This is a genomic window from Nonomuraea diastatica (assembly GCF_004349015.1).
In the GTDB taxonomy this organism is placed as follows: Bacteria; Actinomycetota; Actinomycetes; order Streptosporangiales; family Streptosporangiaceae; genus Nonomuraea; species Nonomuraea diastatica.
The window spans coordinates 1-14125 of sequence record NZ_SMKP01000007.1 but is presented as its reverse complement, the minus strand read 5'-3'; the positions used below and the strand labels follow the sequence as shown (position 1 = coordinate 14125).

14 protein-coding genes are annotated in these 14125 nt (G+C 69.7%); 8 read left to right on the top strand and 6 right to left on the bottom strand.

What is annotated here, in order from left to right; genetic code table 11:
* Window positions 1-4: 4 nt before the first annotated feature.
* The 4 genes from E1294_RS03640 to E1294_RS03625 form a co-directional block, all read right to left on the bottom strand.
* On the bottom strand, window positions 5-1033 hold the full coding sequence (locus tag E1294_RS03640) for a polysaccharide deacetylase family protein (RefSeq protein ID WP_132504422.1): 1029 nt from the start codon (window positions 1031-1033) through the stop codon (window positions 5-7).
* Between the two features lie 203 nt (window positions 1034-1236).
* Window positions 1237-2454 carry an NADP-dependent isocitrate dehydrogenase gene (locus tag E1294_RS03635; RefSeq protein ID WP_132504420.1) on the bottom strand — a complete coding sequence of 406 codons (1218 nt, stop codon included), beginning with the start codon at window positions 2452-2454 and terminating at the stop codon, window positions 1237-1239.
* A 53-nt stretch (window positions 2455-2507) separates the two neighbouring features.
* Window positions 2508-2807 (bottom strand): DUF3017 domain-containing protein, encoded by a 300-nt coding sequence (locus E1294_RS03630; protein WP_132504418.1) that lies wholly within the window; start codon window positions 2805-2807, stop codon window positions 2508-2510.
* A gap of 132 nt (window positions 2808-2939) precedes the next feature.
* The gene (locus tag E1294_RS03625) at window positions 2940-4061 is read right to left on the bottom strand and encodes a citrate/2-methylcitrate synthase (RefSeq protein WP_132504416.1); all 1122 of its coding nucleotides are present in this window, start codon (window positions 4059-4061) and stop codon (window positions 2940-2942) included.
* 239 nt (window positions 4062-4300) lie between these two features.
* Between E1294_RS03625 and E1294_RS03620 the strand changes: the two genes are divergently transcribed.
* A complete protein-coding gene (locus E1294_RS03620) occupies window positions 4301-4945 on the top strand; it encodes an FHA domain-containing protein (RefSeq protein WP_132504575.1) in 645 nt (214 codons plus the stop codon).
* Between the two features lie 178 nt (window positions 4946-5123).
* Here E1294_RS03620 and E1294_RS03615 read toward each other — a convergent pair whose 3' ends face one another.
* Window positions 5124-6656, bottom strand: coding sequence for a glycoside hydrolase family 10-like protein (locus E1294_RS03615; protein WP_132504414.1), 1533 nt, complete (start codon window positions 6654-6656; stop codon window positions 5124-5126).
* A gap of 88 nt (window positions 6657-6744) precedes the next feature.
* Here E1294_RS03615 and E1294_RS03610 point away from each other — a divergent pair, with 88 nt between their 5' ends.
* Together E1294_RS03610 and E1294_RS03605 are read left to right on the top strand one after the other, a co-directional pair.
* Window positions 6745-8187: a glycoside hydrolase family 3 protein gene (locus tag E1294_RS03610; protein WP_181958450.1), complete on the top strand. Its 1443-nt coding sequence runs from the start codon at window positions 6745-6747 to the stop codon at window positions 8185-8187.
* The gene (locus E1294_RS03605) at window positions 8172-9044 is read left to right on the top strand and encodes a MurR/RpiR family transcriptional regulator (RefSeq protein WP_165977065.1); all 873 of its coding nucleotides are present in this window, start codon (window positions 8172-8174) and stop codon (window positions 9042-9044) included. Before E1294_RS03610 ends, E1294_RS03605 begins: the two co-directional genes overlap by 16 nt.
* Before the next feature lie 31 nt (window positions 9045-9075).
* Here the strand turns inward: E1294_RS03605 and E1294_RS03600 are convergent, their stop codons facing one another.
* Window positions 9076-9846: an IclR family transcriptional regulator gene (locus tag E1294_RS03600; RefSeq protein ID WP_132504410.1), complete on the bottom strand. Its 771-nt coding sequence runs from the start codon at window positions 9844-9846 to the stop codon at window positions 9076-9078.
* A 100-nt stretch (window positions 9847-9946) separates the two neighbouring features.
* Between E1294_RS03600 and E1294_RS03595 the strand changes: the two genes are divergently transcribed.
* The 5 genes from E1294_RS03595 to E1294_RS03575 form a co-directional block, all read left to right on the top strand.
* A complete protein-coding gene (locus E1294_RS03595) occupies window positions 9947-10885 on the top strand; it encodes an ABC transporter substrate-binding protein (protein WP_246082787.1) in 939 nt (312 codons plus the stop codon).
* Window positions 10882-11673 (top strand): ABC transporter permease, encoded by a 792-nt coding sequence (locus E1294_RS03590; RefSeq protein ID WP_246082786.1) that lies wholly within the window; start codon window positions 10882-10884, stop codon window positions 11671-11673. Before E1294_RS03595 ends, E1294_RS03590 begins: the two co-directional genes overlap by 4 nt.
* Window positions 11670-12419 carry an ABC transporter permease gene (locus E1294_RS03585; RefSeq protein WP_132504406.1) on the top strand — a complete coding sequence of 250 codons (750 nt, stop codon included), beginning with the start codon at window positions 11670-11672 and terminating at the stop codon, window positions 12417-12419. Before E1294_RS03590 ends, E1294_RS03585 begins: the two co-directional genes overlap by 4 nt.
* Entirely contained in the window at window positions 12412-13182 is a 771-nt protein-coding gene (locus E1294_RS03580) for an ABC transporter ATP-binding protein (RefSeq protein ID WP_132504404.1), read from the top strand. Before E1294_RS03585 ends, E1294_RS03580 begins: the two co-directional genes overlap by 8 nt.
* Window positions 13179-14125 (top strand): thiamine pyrophosphate-binding protein (locus E1294_RS03575; protein WP_246082785.1); only part of this gene is annotated, 947 nt, incomplete at its 3' end. The genes E1294_RS03580 and E1294_RS03575, both read left to right, overlap by 4 nt.

Below are 14125 nucleotides of genomic sequence, written 5' to 3'. Positions count from 1 at the left end.
GCCCTTAGTACGGCAGGCTCCACGTGAGGAACGACTTCCGCAGGTACGGCGCCTTGTACTTCGGGTACGCGACCGTCCGCGGGTCACCGTCCGAGGTGTAGCGCATGTCCGGGTTGTTCTTGAGCCAGTCGAGCCACGCATGCGAGCAGAACTGCTTGCAGTCGCCCTTCTTCTCCATCACCTTGATCCGCGGGATGCCGGCCGGGTCGAACGACTTGCTGAACGGGGCGGTGGCCGGCGTGTAGCCGGCCAGGAACGCCCCCTGGTGCTTGAAGTGCTTGCCCCGCATGGCCCACTGCTTCTTGCGCGGCTGGTTGCCGTAGGGCAGGGAGATCGTGGTCGGCTTGACCGAGGACAGCGTGCCGACCTGCTTGGCGATCGAGCCGATCTGCTCCTCGACCTTCTCGTGCGAGAGCCCGCGCAGGTTGAGGTGGTCGCGGGTGTGGTTGCCGATCTCGAACCCGTTGTTCTTCAACCAGAGCAGCATCTGCGCCTGCTCCTCGGGGGTGCTCTTGCCGAACATGTCGCGCGTCACGTAGAAGGTGGCGACCGGGCGGAAGCCCGGGTTCCTGGCGGCCACGTCGAGCAGGATCTCGACGGCCGTGTCCTTCTGCGGCACGCCCATCTGGTTCAGGGTGAGCTGCGACGGTGAGGAGTCGTCGAAGGTCAGGACCACGGGATGTTTGCCGGCCGGGATGTCGATCTTGCCGGACACCATCTCGGCGGCCGTGATCGGCACGTACCCCTCCTTGGCGAGCCGCTCCAGGTCCGCGCGGAACTGCTGCGGCGTCCGGTCATCCGTCGTGGTCGGCTTGGGGATGACCCGGTGGAACATCAGCACCGGGATCTGCCCCAGTTCGTTCGCCTTCACGGCGGCCGCGGCCTTGGCCTTGGCCGCCTTGCTGACCTTGACCTTGGCGGCGGCGTCGGCCTTGCTGTCCGCCAGTTTGGCGGTGTCGGGCGGCGAGTCACAGCCGGACACCATCGCGACGGCGGCGATCAGTCCCAGCCCGCCCAGAATTCCCAGTCGCATCCGAACCCCCCGAGACACGAACGACCGTTACGGTAGGTAGCGGTATGCGCACCTACAGGGAGTCTCTTACCCAGGTGATCAACTACGCCACGCGCGCGCCACCGTCAAGAGACGGTCTGGAGATCTCGGAGAAACGTGAAAGCGACCGCGAAAACGGCCCCTACCGTGCGGTGGGATCACAGGTAGAGGCCGTCATGCGACAACTAGGCGGACATCTTCTTCTTGAGGTTCTCGTCCAGCGCCGCCAGGAAGTCCTGGGTGGTCAGCCACTGGGCGTCGCCGCCGACCAGGAGCGCGAGGTCCTTGGTCATCTGGCCGCCCTCGACGGTCTCGACGCAGACCTGCTCCAGCTTGTCGGCGAAGTCGATAACAGCGGGGGTGTCGTCGAGCTTGCCCCTGTGGGCCAGGCCGCGGGTCCACGCGAAGATCGACGCGATCGGGTTGGTGGAGGTGGGCTTGCCCTGCTGGTGCTGGCGGTAGTGGCGGGTCACGGTGCCGTGCGCGGCCTCCGCCTCGACGGTGCGGCCGTCAGGGGTCATCAGCACCGAGGTCATCAGGCCGAGCGAGCCGAAGCCCTGCGCCACGGTGTCGGACTGCACGTCGCCGTCGTAGTTCTTCGCCGCCCAGACGTAGCCGCCCTCCCACTTCAGCGCCGCCGCGACCATGTCGTCAATGAGGCGGTGCTCGTAGGTGAGGCCGGCCTTCTCGAAGTCGGACTTGAACTCCGACTCGTAGACCTCGGCGAAGATGTCCTTGAAGCGGCCGTCGTACGCCTTGAGGATCGTGTTCTTCGTCGAGAGGTAGACCGGGTAGTTGCGGGACAGTCCGTAACGCATCGACGCGCGGGCGAAGTCGCGGATCGACTCGTCCAGGTTGTACATCGCCATCGCGATGCCGCTGCCGGGGAAGTCGTACACGTCGAGCTCGATCGGCTCGGAGCCGTCCTTCGGCGTGAACGTCAGGGTGAGCGTGCCCTCGCCGGGGATTTTAAGATCGGTGGCGCGATACTGGTCGCCGAAGGCGTGACGGCCGACGACGATCGGCTTGGTCCAGCCGGGGACGAGCCGCGGCACGTTGGACATGATGATCGGCTCGCGGAAGATGACGCCGCCGAGGATGTTGCGGATGGTCCCGTTGGGGGACTTCCACATCTTCTTGAGGCCGAACTCCTCGACCCGCGCCTCGTCCGGGGTGATGGTGGCGCACTTCACGCCGACGCCGTGCTTCTTAATGGCGTTGGCGGCGTCGATGGTGACCTGGTCGTCCGTCGCGTCCCGATGCTCGATGCCGAGGTCGTAGTACTTCAGGTCGACATCGAGGTAGGGAAGGATCAGCTGGTCCTTGATGAACTGCCAGATGATCCGGGTCATCTCGTCGCCGTCAAGCTCGACGACGGGACCCTCCACCTTGATCTTGGGCATGCGAATGGTTCCCCTTCAATGAATTGATGCGTTGAGGCTATCGGACCGTCAAGTCACCGGGCTAAAAGGGACAGGATCAGCGCCTTGAGCTCGTTGTTGTACAGCAGCAGCGAGGTCAGGACCAGCACGAAGCCGAAGACCGACAGCGTGATGACGTCGGTCCGCTTGCTTCGCACGGACAGTTGCCCGCCGTATCCGGCGAAGCGGAGGGCGGCGGCGACCATGATGGCGGCGCCCATGGTGAACCCGCCCCAGCGCAGGTTCACGAAGTAGGTCACGAGCACGCCGACGACCGCACCCACCAGAATCAGCGGGTACGGCCCCCAGCTCTCGCGTTCAGTCCCCTGGCTCAACGCATCCGCTCACAGTCACATCAGTCATCGCACCTGTTGATGGTCACATTCTCTCCGGCCCGGCTCACCGCTCGGGCTGATGGTCGCATTCGCCGGGCTCACCGCTCGGGCTGATGGTCGCATTCGCCGGGCTCACCGCTCGTCGACCGGCTTCCACTTCTGGTCCGTCTCGCCGATGTACTCGCTGTCCGGGCGGATGAGGCGGTTGTCGGCGTGCTGCTCGATGACGTGGGCGGTCCAGCCGGACATGCGGCTGATGGAGAAGACCGGCGTGAACAGGTCGGTCGGGATGCCCAGGTAGTGGTAGACGGACGCGGCGTAGAAGTCGACGTTCGGATAGAGGCCCTTCGTCTCGAAGACGACCTCCTCCATCTCCTTGGACATCCGGAAGTAGGTGTCGTCCCCGGACGACTCGGCCAGTTCGGCGGACATCCTGCGCAGGTGGGTGGCGCGCGGGTCCTCGGTCTTGTAGACGCGGTGGCCGAAGCCCATGATCTTCTCGCCGGACGCGAGCTTGTCGCGTACGGCCTGGGCCACGCTGCCGGACGTCAACGACTCCAGGGTCTTCATGACCTGCTCGTTCGCCCCGCCGTGCAGCGGGCCCTTGAGGGTGCCGATGGCGGCGACGATGGCGGAGTGCATGTCCGACAGTGTCGCGGCGCACACGCGGGCGGCGAACGTGGAGGCGTTCATGGTGTGGTCGGCGTGCAGCACCAGGCACTCGTCGAAGATCTCGACCTCACGGGGGTCGGGAGTGCGACCGGTCACCTGGAGCAGGAAGTTCGCGGCGATGCTCAGCGAGGAGTCGGGGTCGGGAACGCTCCCGCCGCTGCGGGCGGCGTGGAAGCGGGCGACCAGGAGGGGTTGCTGCGCGGTCAGCCGGGCGGCCTTGCGCAGGTTGGCGTCCGGGGTGATGGAGTCCTTGTCCGGATCGTCGGCGCCCGAGAGCGAAACCAGCGAGCGCAGCGCCTCCATGGGTTTCTGTTTCTCGGCGATTTCGGCGATGTTCGCCGAGACCAGGGCACCGAGCTCCCTGCCGCGCGCCAGCTCGGCGCCGTACGCGTCGAGCTCGGCCCGGTTGGGCAGCTTGCCGCGCTGCAGCAGGTGTGCGGTCTCCTCGAACGTCGCACGGCCGGCCAGGTCGTGGATGTCGTATCCACGGTAGAAGAGCCGGCCGGCCTTTCCGTCGATGTCGCTCAGCGCTGTGGACGCGGCGACGACATCGGCCAGACCTTTCGTGGGCTTGTCCGCCATGGGTGTTTCCTCCGCTTATCTTCCCTCGGAGTCTACCCGTGAGCAGGCAAAACCGTCTTCAAAGGTCCAGACCAATTTCACGCCGGATTCTCCTTTCAGCAAAGGAGATTCCGCATCCCCTCGTTTGGGTAAGCCGGAGCTGTAGTAATAGTTACGGCGGGCTACCTGGGGAGGAACTGCCGTGCCCAGGAGTAGGCGTGCCGTTCATACGCTGCGTCAACCCAGGGGAGGAACCGCCAGTGGAGGGGCCGTTCATACGCATCGAGGACACCGGCGAGGTGGTCCCCTTGCGCCCCGAGATCACGACGGTGGGGAGGGGCCGGGGTGTGGACATCCGGCTCACCGACCCCAGCGTGTCTCGACTCCATGCCGAGTTCGTCAGACGAGGGCCTTACCTGTATGTCGTCGACCTGGGGCTGTCCAGGAACGGCACACGGGTGAACGGCAGGCCGATCGCCCGGAGGGTCCTTGACGACGGCGACGTCGTCTCCTTCGGCGCGGCCCGGGGTCGCATCGGTGGAGTCCCCCGTGAGGACTTCACCCCTGAGGTCGAGCTGCGCAGGGCGGCCGCGCCCGAGCTGACCAGGCGCGAGGTCGATGTGCTGACCTCGCTCTGCAGGCCGGCGCTGTCGGACGAGGCGTTCGTCGCCCCGGCGACCGCACGCGAGATCGCCGACGACCTGGTCGTGACCGAGGCCGCGGTCAAGCAGCATTTGCTGCGGCTCTACCAGAAGTTCAGGATTCCCGAGGGCACCAACCGGCGCACACGGCTGGCCAACGAGGTCGTCGCGCTCGGACTGGTACGCCCGACCCCCGTGGTGCCGCCACAGAGGTCGTCGGGAGCCGCCGAGCAGCCGTCGCCCGCTGGGCGAAGGGCTTCTTAGGTGCCTGAAGGCCACCTGCGTAGACCGGATCGCGACCGGGGCCACGGCGAGGGGTTCCGGCAGCATCGGAACCTTCACGAGCGGTGGCGGGGCATGCACTCGGGCGGGCATGCCGGGTGATCACCGGCCGGACGACCGGCCGGCGACACGTACGGGCGCAGCACGCCCGCGAACCGGCTCAGATCACCCGGAAGCCGTTGCTGGGCTTGCTGGTCCTGTTGGCGCGGTCGACCGCCACCACGTAGTAGTGGTCGCCGCGTCCGCCGTCGGGATCGGTCCAGCGCACCTGCCGGTCGCCGGGCACGACGGCCACCAGGTGGCGCGCGTCGGCGAAGTCGCTGGACCGCGCGTTCCTGTCGAAGCGGAAGACGGCGAACAGGAACGGCTCGTCCCTGCCGGTCGCCACCGCCCGCACCTCGATTCCGCCGTGGCGGCGCAGCGCGTACGCCAGCACCGGCCGGCGCGGCGGCTCCCCCTTGGCGAGCCTGGGCAGCACAGGCGCCAGCGCGGGTCGCCGGTAGTGGTCGGCGACCGCGGTCGAGATGGAGCCGATCCTGTCGACCTTGACGTCGTTGGCGTTGTACCAGATGTCGCCGCCGATCTCGGGGTGGTCCCTGTTGAGGGTGAGGTGCCTGGACAGTTCGTCCGGCGCCTGCCACTCCGCCGCCTGGGCGGGGTCGCCGGCCTTGTAGGCGGCCTGGCCGATCCACAGTTGTGTCCTGGTGCCGGCGGCGACGTCGGACCACCAGGGGACGAGCTTGGAGTAGTCGGCCGGCGGCTGCCCGATGTACCAGTAGAGCTGCGGCGCGATGTAGTCGAGCCAGCCCTTCTTGACCCAGCCGCGGGTGTCGGCGTGCAGGTTGTCGTACGACTGGCCGCCGTTGGTGTCGGAGCCGAGCGGGTCGCTGGCCTTGTTGCGCCAGATGCCGGACGGGCTGATGCCCCACGCGATCTCCGGCTTGGACTCCAGCACCCGCTGCTGCATCTCCTGGACCATGAGGTCGACGTTGTTGCGCCGCCAGGAGGCCAGGTCGGGGAAGCCGGCGCCGTGCTCGGCGAAGGCGGCGCTGTCGTCGAAGTCCGTGGTGTTGGTCGGGTAGAAGTAGTCGTCGAAGTGGAGGCCGTCGATGTCGTAGCGGGTGACCGCGTCCATCATGGCGTCCTGGCAGAACTTCCGCACTTCCGGCATGCCGGGGTTGTAGTAGAGCTTGCCGCCGAACGGCAGGATCCAGTCAGGGTGCTTGCGCCCGGGGTGGTCGGGGTGCAGCTTGGCCGGGTCGGCCTGCATCGAGACGCGGTAGGGGTTGAACCACGCGTGGAAGGCCAGGCCACGCTTGTGGGTCTCCTCCACGGCGAACCCGAGCGGGTCGTAGCCGGGGTCCTGGCCCTGCGTCCCGGTCAGATACTGTGACCAGGGTTCGAACGGCGACGGCCAGAACGCGTCAGCGGTCGGCCTGATCTGCACGAACACCGAGTTGAGCTTGCGCTGCACGGCCACGTCCAGCCAGGCGAGATATTCGGCCTTCTGCTCGTCCGCGGTCAGTCCCGGCTTCGAGGGCCAGTTGATGTTGACCACGGAGGCGATCCACATGCCGCGCATCTGGCGCAGCGGCGGGATGGGGCCGGTCGTCGACGCGTAGGCGGGCAGCGGGACGGCGGAGGCGGCGGCGGCGAGGGCTAAGCCCTTCAGGAGAGTCCTTCTGCTGGGCATTGGGGGGTGGCCTCTCGGAAGTGGTTGTGTCGAGGGCGACAATGACAGAAAATTACCTTCAGATCAACAATCGTGAAGGAAAATGCCGATGAGCGGTGACCTGTACAGACTGGCGATGACGGTGCTGCATCCGGGGTACGAGGGGACCTCAGCCCCCGACTGGCTGCGCCGGGCGCTGGGCGAGGGTCTCGGCGGCGTGGTGCTGTTCGCCCGCAATGCCATCGACGCGCAGCTCGTACGGCACTTCCGCGCCGAAAACCCGGACACGGTCGTGGCGATCGACGAGGAGGGCGGCGCGGTCACCCGGCTCGAGGTCACGGATGGCAGCTCCTTCCCCGGCAACCGGGCGCTGGGCGTGGTCGACGACGTGACGCTCACCCAGCGGGTGGGCCGGCAGATCGGCAGGATGCTCGCCGACCTCGACATCACGCTCGACTACGCGCCCTCGGCGGACGTGAACTCCAACCCGGCCAACCCGGTGATCGGCGTGCGCTCGTTCGGCGCGACGCCCGACCTGGTCACCCGCCACACCGTCGCCTACGTCAACGGCGTGCAGGGCGCGGGCGTGGCCGCCTGCGCCAAACACTTCCCCGGGCACGGCGACACGGTCACCGACTCCCACCTGGCGCTGCCCACCGTGCACGCCTCGCGCGAAGTCTTCTACGAACGTGACCTCCCGCCCTTCCGTGCCGCGATCGGCGCCGGGGTGCGCTCCATCATGTCGGGCCACCTGCTCATCCCCGCCCTCGACCCGTCGATGCCGGCGACGCTCAGCCGTACCATCCTGACCGAGCTCCTGAGGGGCGAGCTCGGTTTCGACGGGATGCTCGTCACCGACGCGATCGAGATGCAGGCGGTGGCCGACATGTTCGGCCCCGGCGAGATCGCGGTGCGCGCGCTCAACGCGGGCGTGGACGCGATCTGCGTGGGGCTGTCCACCGAGGACAGCCTGCACGAGATCCGCGACGCGATCGTGGCCGCGGTGCGCGAGGGAAACCTGCGGGAGGAGCGCCTGGCGGAGGCGGCCGCCAGGGTCCGCGCACTCGCCGGCTGGTACGCCGCCCGCACGGAGCTGCGCGACAAGGTCCGCGGCGACGTCGACGAGGGCGTCGGCCTGAAGGCCGCCAGGGCGGCGCTCACCACCTCCGGCACTCCCGCCCTCGACCGCGGGCCGCTGGTGGTCGAGGTCAACACCCGCTTCAGCAAGGCGGTCGACCCGGCCACGCCGACCGGCGTCACGGCGGCTCTGACCTCCCTGCTGCCGAACACGGCCAGGGTGCAGATGGAGCCGCAGGGCGAGCTACCGCCCTTCGACGAACGGCCGGTCGTGCTGGTGGTGCACGACGCCGCCCGGCACGCCTGGGTGCGGGAGACCGTGGCGAAGGCCCTCGCGCTCAGGCCCGACGCGATCGTGATCGACACCGGCATCCCCGCCCCGCCCGACGGCGCCACGCACGTGTTCACTCATGTGGCGACCCACGGCATCTCGCGCGTGTCCGCCCTCGCGGCGGCGGAATGGCTGCTTCGTTGAGCGCCGAGCCGGCGAACCCGGTCGCGGCTGTACGCGCCGTACTGCCGTCGCTCACTCCCGCCGCGCAGTCCATCGCCCGTATCATCCTCGACGATCCCGGGCTGGTCGTGCGGAGCACGATCACCGAGTTCAGCGCGGTCTCCGGCACGAGCGAGGCGACGATCGTGCGCACGGCGCGGGCGCTCGGGTTCGCCGGATACTCGCAGATGCGCTTCGCGCTGGCCGCGGCCGTCGCCAAGGAGCCCGAGCGGCTGGTGCCCGGCGACCTCGCGCCCGACGACCCGCTGACCGACGTGATCGCCAAGGTCGCGCGCGCCGAGTCGGAGGCGCTGGCCGACACGGCGGCGCAGCTCGACCCCGACCAGCTGGGTGAGATCGTGCAGGCCATCTCGACGGCCCGGCGCGTCGACGTGTACGGCGTGGCGGCCTCCGGCCTGGTGGCCGCCGACATGTCGCAGAAGCTGCTGCGGATCGGGCTGTCCAGCCATCCGTTCAGCGACGCGCACCTCGCCCTGACGAGCGCGGCGCTGCTCAGGAAAGGCGACGTGGCGGTGGCGATCAGCTGCAGCGGCGAGACGCCCGACGTGCTGGTCCCCGCCAGGACGGCGGCCGAGACGGGCGCACTGATCGTCGGGATCACCAACAACCCCCGCTCGTCGCTGGCCGAGATGGCGCACCACACGCTGGTGTCGGCGGGCCGCGAGACCGCTTTCCGGCCCGGCGCGCTGGCCAGCCGGATCAGCCAGCTGCTGATCGTCGACTGCATCTTCGTGGGGCTGGCGCAACGTACCTACGACAGGGCCGACGCTGCCATCCGCGCCACCAGGGAGGCCACCGACCGCTACCGCGCCCGCTGACCGGGCCCGCTGACCTCTGATCTGTGGAAGGTCAGGCGCGGGCGACCGACAGTGAGGCCAGGTCGGCCTCGATCCTGGCGGCCGTGGCCAGCAGCGGCGGCAGGAGGTCGCGCCGGGCCGCCTGCATGCTCGTACGGCTGGCGTGCGTGGAGACGTTCACCGCAGCCACCGTGCGGCCGGCGCGGTCGCGGATCGGCGCGGCGATCGAGCGCAGCCCTTCCTCCAGTTCCTGGTCCACCATCGCCCACCCGCGCCCGCGCACCTGGTCCAGCTCGGCCCGCAACGCGGCGGGCAACACGATCGTCCGGGACGTGCGCCGGCGCAGCCCGCCCTGCTTCAGGTAGGCGTCCAGCTGCTCGGGCGGGAGCGCCGCCAGCAGCACCCGCCCCATCGACGTGCAGTAGGCGGGGAACCGGGTGCCGATGCTGATGGTCACCCGCATGATCCTGGTCGTCGCCACCCTGGCCACGTAGACGACGTCCTCGCCGTCGAGCACCGCGACGGAGGCCGACTCGTGCACCTCGGCGGCCAGCCGTTCAAGATGCGGGTCGGCCACCTCGGGCAGCGACAGGCTGGACAGGTAGGCGAACCCGAGCTCCAGCACCCGCGGCGTGAGCGCGAACAGCCGCCCGTCGCTGCGCACGTAGCCGAGGTCGGTCAGCGTGATCAGGAAGCGCCTGGCCGCCGCCCTGCTGAGCCCCGTCGCGCGGGCCACCTGGCTCAGCGTCAGCTCGGGCTCCGCGGCGCTGAACGCCCGGATCACCGCGAGCCCGCGGGCCAGCGACTGCACATGATCGACCATCGTGATCCCTTGACACGAGCGGGCAGAGGCGTAGTTTCCCCGATACAGGGTTGTTCGGCTAGAGAATACATGTGCGCATCGCGAACAAATGGGAGTCATCGTGCGTCGCGCTCTCCTGATCCTCACCCCCTTGCTCGTGGCCGCCTGCGGTGGCCCGCAGCCCGCGGCCACCGACCCGGCCTCGGGGATGACCAAGGTCAACGCCGGCGTGATCGCCATCGTCGACACCGCTCCGATCCATCTCGGCAAGGCCAAGGGCTTCTTCAAGGAACAGCGCATCGATCTCACGATCACCCCGGTCCAGGGTGGCGCGGCCAGCGTCTCAGGAGCGGTGAGCGGGCAGTTCCAGTTCGCGTTCGCGAACACGACCTCGCTGCTGACCGCCAAGCAGCAGGGGCTCGACGTGAAGGTGGTCGCCAACGGCGTCTCCTCCACCGGCGAGCAGGGCAAGGACTTCAGCGCGGTGCTGGTCGAGCCCGACAGCCCGATCAAGACGGCCAAAGACCTGGCGGGCAAGAAGATCTCCGTCAACCAGCTCAAGAACATCGGCGACACGACCGTGCGCGCCTCGGTGCGCAAGGCCGGCGGCGATCCCAGCACCATCGAGTTCGTCGAGCTGCCCTTCCCCGACGCGCCCGCCGCCCTCCAGAGCGACCGGGTGGACGCCATCTGGGTGGTCGAGCCGTTCGTGAGCCAGGCGCTCAGCCAGGGAGCCCGCGCCGTGGCATGGAACTTCGCCGACGCCGCCCCCGACCTGACCGTCGCCATGTACTTCACCACCAGCAGGACCGATCCCGGCCTCGCCAAGCGGTTCACGGCGGCGATGCGCAAGTCGCTGGAGTACGCCGACGCGCACCCCGACGAGGTCCGCGACGTGCTGAAGACGTACACCAGGATCGCGCCCGAGGTGATCACCGAGATCTACCTGCCGAAGTGGCCGGTCGACGTGAACAAGGCGTCCGTGCAGACGATCGCCGACCTGGCGTTGACCGACGGGGTGCTCACGGAGAAGATCGACGTCTCTGCGCTGGTGCCGTGATCCGCGCCCGTTCCGCGGTTCTGGCCAGGCTGGGCTACGGCGCGGCCGGGCTGGGCGGGCTGCTCGCGCTCATGGAGGCCGTGCCGCGACTCGGCCTGGTCGACGCACGGTTCCTGCCGCCCGCCTCGCGCATCCTCACCACGCTGGCCGGACAGCTGGCCACACCCGAGTTGTGGATCGCGCTCGGCGAGACCATGCGCGGCTGGGCGCTCGGCCTGGCGCTGGCGTTCTGCGCGGCGGTCGTGGCCGGGGTCGTCATCGGGATCGTCCCGGGGCTGCGCGCCCTGACCAGCTCGACCGTCGAGTTCCTCCGGCCCATCCCGTCGGTCGCGCTCGTGCCGCTGGCCACGCTGCTGTTCGGGCCGTCGCTCGGCTCGACGTTGCTGCTCGTGGTCTACGCCGCGTTCTGGCAGGTGCTCATCCAGGTCCTGTACGGCGTCGCGGCCGTCGACTCCGTGGCCTACGACACCGCCAGGTCGTACGGGCTGTCGGCCTGGTCGCGGGTCAGGCACCTGGTGTGGCCGACCGCGCTGCCGTACGTCATGACCGGGCTCAGGCTGGCGGCGGCGGTGGCGTTCATCCTCGCGGTGACGGCGGAGCTGGTGATCGGCAGCCCCGGGCTGGGCGCCGAGATCCAGGTGGCGCAGAGCAGCGGGGCCGTGCCGGTCGTGTACGCGCTGATCGTGCTGGCCGGGCTGGTCGGCATCGGGGTGAACGCGGCCGTGCGGCTGCTGGAACGCAGGGTACTGGCCTGGCATCCGGCCGTACGATCGGAGGTGGGCGCGTGAGAGCGGTCCGGCTGCTGGCTCTGCCCGCCCTGCTGGTGCTGCTCTGGTGGGCGGTCAGCGGGAGCTCGTTCTACCTGCCGAGCCCCGGCCGGGTGGGGCGGGCGTTCGCGGAGATTTGGTTCTCCGAGCGGCTGGCCGAGGACGTGCTACCGAGCGCCGGGCGGCTGCTGATGGGCTACGCGGCGGCCGGGCTGCTCGGCGTGGGGCTGGGCGTGCCGATCGGGTTGTCGCCGCGGCTGCGGGCCACTCTGGAGCCGGTGCTGGAGTTCTTCAGGGCCATCCCGCCGCCCGTGCTGGTGCCGCTGATCATGCTGCTCGCCGGGATCGACACACCCATGAAGGTGCTGGTCATCGTCTCGGGCTGCCTCTGGCCCATCCTGCTCAACACCGTGGAGGGCGTACGCGCGCTGGACGAGGTGCTCGCCGACACCTGCCGCATGTACGGCGTGCGCGGGCTCGCCAGGCTGCGGCGGTTCGTGCTCCCCGGCGCCGCGCCGCAGATCATGACAGGGCTGCGGCAGGCGCTGTCCATCGGCATCATCCTCATGGTCATCAGCGAGATGTTCGCCAGCTCCAGCGGGCTGGGGTTCACCATCGTGCTGTTCCAGCGGCAGTTCCAGATTGCCGAGATGTGGAGCGGGATCCTGCTGCTCGGGCTGCTCGGGCTGGGCCTGTCCGTGCTTTTCCGCCGCGTGGAGCGGCGGGTGTTGTCCTGGTACTACGGCAGTGGAGCCGCGCGTGCTTGAGATCTCCGCGTTGAACAAGGCCTACGAGAGCCCCGGCCGCCGGGTCGAGGCGATCCGCTCGATCAGCCTCGGCGTCGGCGCCGGCGAGCTGGTGTGCGTGGTCGGCCCCTCCGGCTGCGGCAAGACCACGCTGCTGCGGTGCGTGGCCGGGCTGCTGCCGGCCAGCGGGGGCGAGGTGCGGCTGGACGGCGTGCCCGTGACCGGGCCGCCGCCGCGGATGGCCGTGGTGTTCCAGGAATACGGCCGCAGCCTGTTCCCCTGGATGACCGTGCGGCAGAACGTCGAGCTGCCGCTCAAGGAGAAGCGGGTGCCCGCCGCGCGGCGGCGCGAGCTGGTCGCCGGCTCGCTGGAGGCCGTGGGCCTGGACGACGCGGCCGGCGCGCATCCGTGGCAGCTGTCCGGCGGCATGCAGCAGCGGGTCGCGATCGCCAGGGCCGTGGCGTACGAGCCGCAGGTGCTGCTGATGGACGAGCCGTTCGCCGCCGTCGACGCGCAGACCCGTGCCGACCTGGAGGACCTGATCCTGCGGTTGTGGCGCGACCTCGGGGTGACCACGCTCTTCGTGACCCACGACATCGACGAGGCCGTCTACCTGGGGCAGCGAGTGGTCGTGCTGTCCTCGTCCCCCACCGAGGTCATGGAGGACCTGAAGATCGACCTGCCACCCGAACGCGACCAGCTGACCACGCGCTCGCTGCCCCGGTTCGGGGAGCTGCGCGGGCACGTCTACCGGCAGATCCAGCGGGCCAGAGGAGAGCGATGAGCACCGTCAGGGACGCCGCGTTCGACGTGCTGAGGCGCCACGGGCTGACCACGATCTTCTGCAACCCCGGCTCCACCGAGGTGTCGCTGCTCACCGACCTGCCGGACGATCTGCGCTTCGTGCTCGCCCTGCACGAAGGATCCGTGGTCGGGATGGCGACCGGCTGGGCGATCGGGCACGAGGCGCCCGCGCTGGCCGTGCTGCACACCACCGCCGGGCTGGGCACCGCGGTCGGCGCCATCGCCACCGCCCGGGTCAACCGGGTGCCGCTGGTGGTCCTCGTGGGGCAGCAGGACCGGCGGCACCTGGCGTTGGAACCGTTCCTCACCGGGCGGCTGGAGGGGCTGGCCGGGGACTATCCGGTGTGGGTGAACCAGCCGGCGCGCGCGCAGGACGTACCGGGGGCGCTGGCCCGAGCCTGGCACGAGGCGGCCACGGGCCGCGGGCCCGCGCTGGTGATCGTGCCGATGGACGACTGGCAGGCGCCCTTCGACGGAGAGGTGCTCGCGGCGCCGGCCCGGCTGCTGCGCCCGGCCGCCGTGCCGGACGCCGACCTGGCGCCGCTGGTGCGGCTGCTGGCGGGCGCGCGGTCCCCCGCGATCGTGGCGGGCGCGGGAGCTCCATGGGAGCCCCTGGTCGGGCTGGCCGAGCGGCTGGGGTGCCCGGTGTTCCAGGAGTCGTTCGGGGCGCGGGCCGGCTTCCCGCAGGACCACCCGCAGTACGCGGGCGTGCTGCCCGCCGACAGGGAACGGCTGCGGGGACGGCTGGCTCCGCATGACGTGGTGCTCGCGGTGGGCGCACCGGTGTTCCGGCAGTACCCGTACGTGCCGGGGCCCCTGGTCGTCCCGGGCACATCGGTCGCGCTGGTCACCGATGACCCGGCGGAGGCGCACCGCAGCCCGGCCGACCTGGCCTACCTCGCCTCCCCCGCCGCCGTCTGCGC

Excerpts from the sequence above, each read along its gene's own strand:
- E1294_RS03640 (WP_132504422.1), bottom strand. The coding sequence starts at position 1,033 with ATGCGACTGGGAATTCTGGGCGGGCTGGGACTGATCGCCGCCGTCGCG.
- E1294_RS03635 (WP_132504420.1), bottom strand. The coding sequence starts at position 2,454 with ATGCCCAAGATCAAGGTGGAGGGTCCCGTCGTCGAGCTTGACGGCGAC.
- E1294_RS03625 (WP_132504416.1), bottom strand. The coding sequence starts at position 4,061 with ATGGCGGACAAGCCCACGAAAGGTCTGGCCGATGTCGTCGCCGCGTCC.
- E1294_RS03615 (WP_132504414.1), bottom strand. The coding sequence starts at position 6,656 with ATGCCCAGCAGAAGGACTCTCCTGAAGGGCTTAGCCCTCGCCGCCGCC.
- E1294_RS03610 (WP_181958450.1), top strand. The coding sequence starts at position 6,745 with ATGAGCGGTGACCTGTACAGACTGGCGATGACGGTGCTGCATCCGGGG.
- E1294_RS03605 (WP_165977065.1), top strand. The coding sequence starts at position 8,172 with ATGGCTGCTTCGTTGAGCGCCGAGCCGGCGAACCCGGTCGCGGCTGTA.
- E1294_RS03600 (WP_132504410.1), bottom strand. The coding sequence starts at position 9,846 with ATGGTCGATCATGTGCAGTCGCTGGCCCGCGGGCTCGCGGTGATCCGG.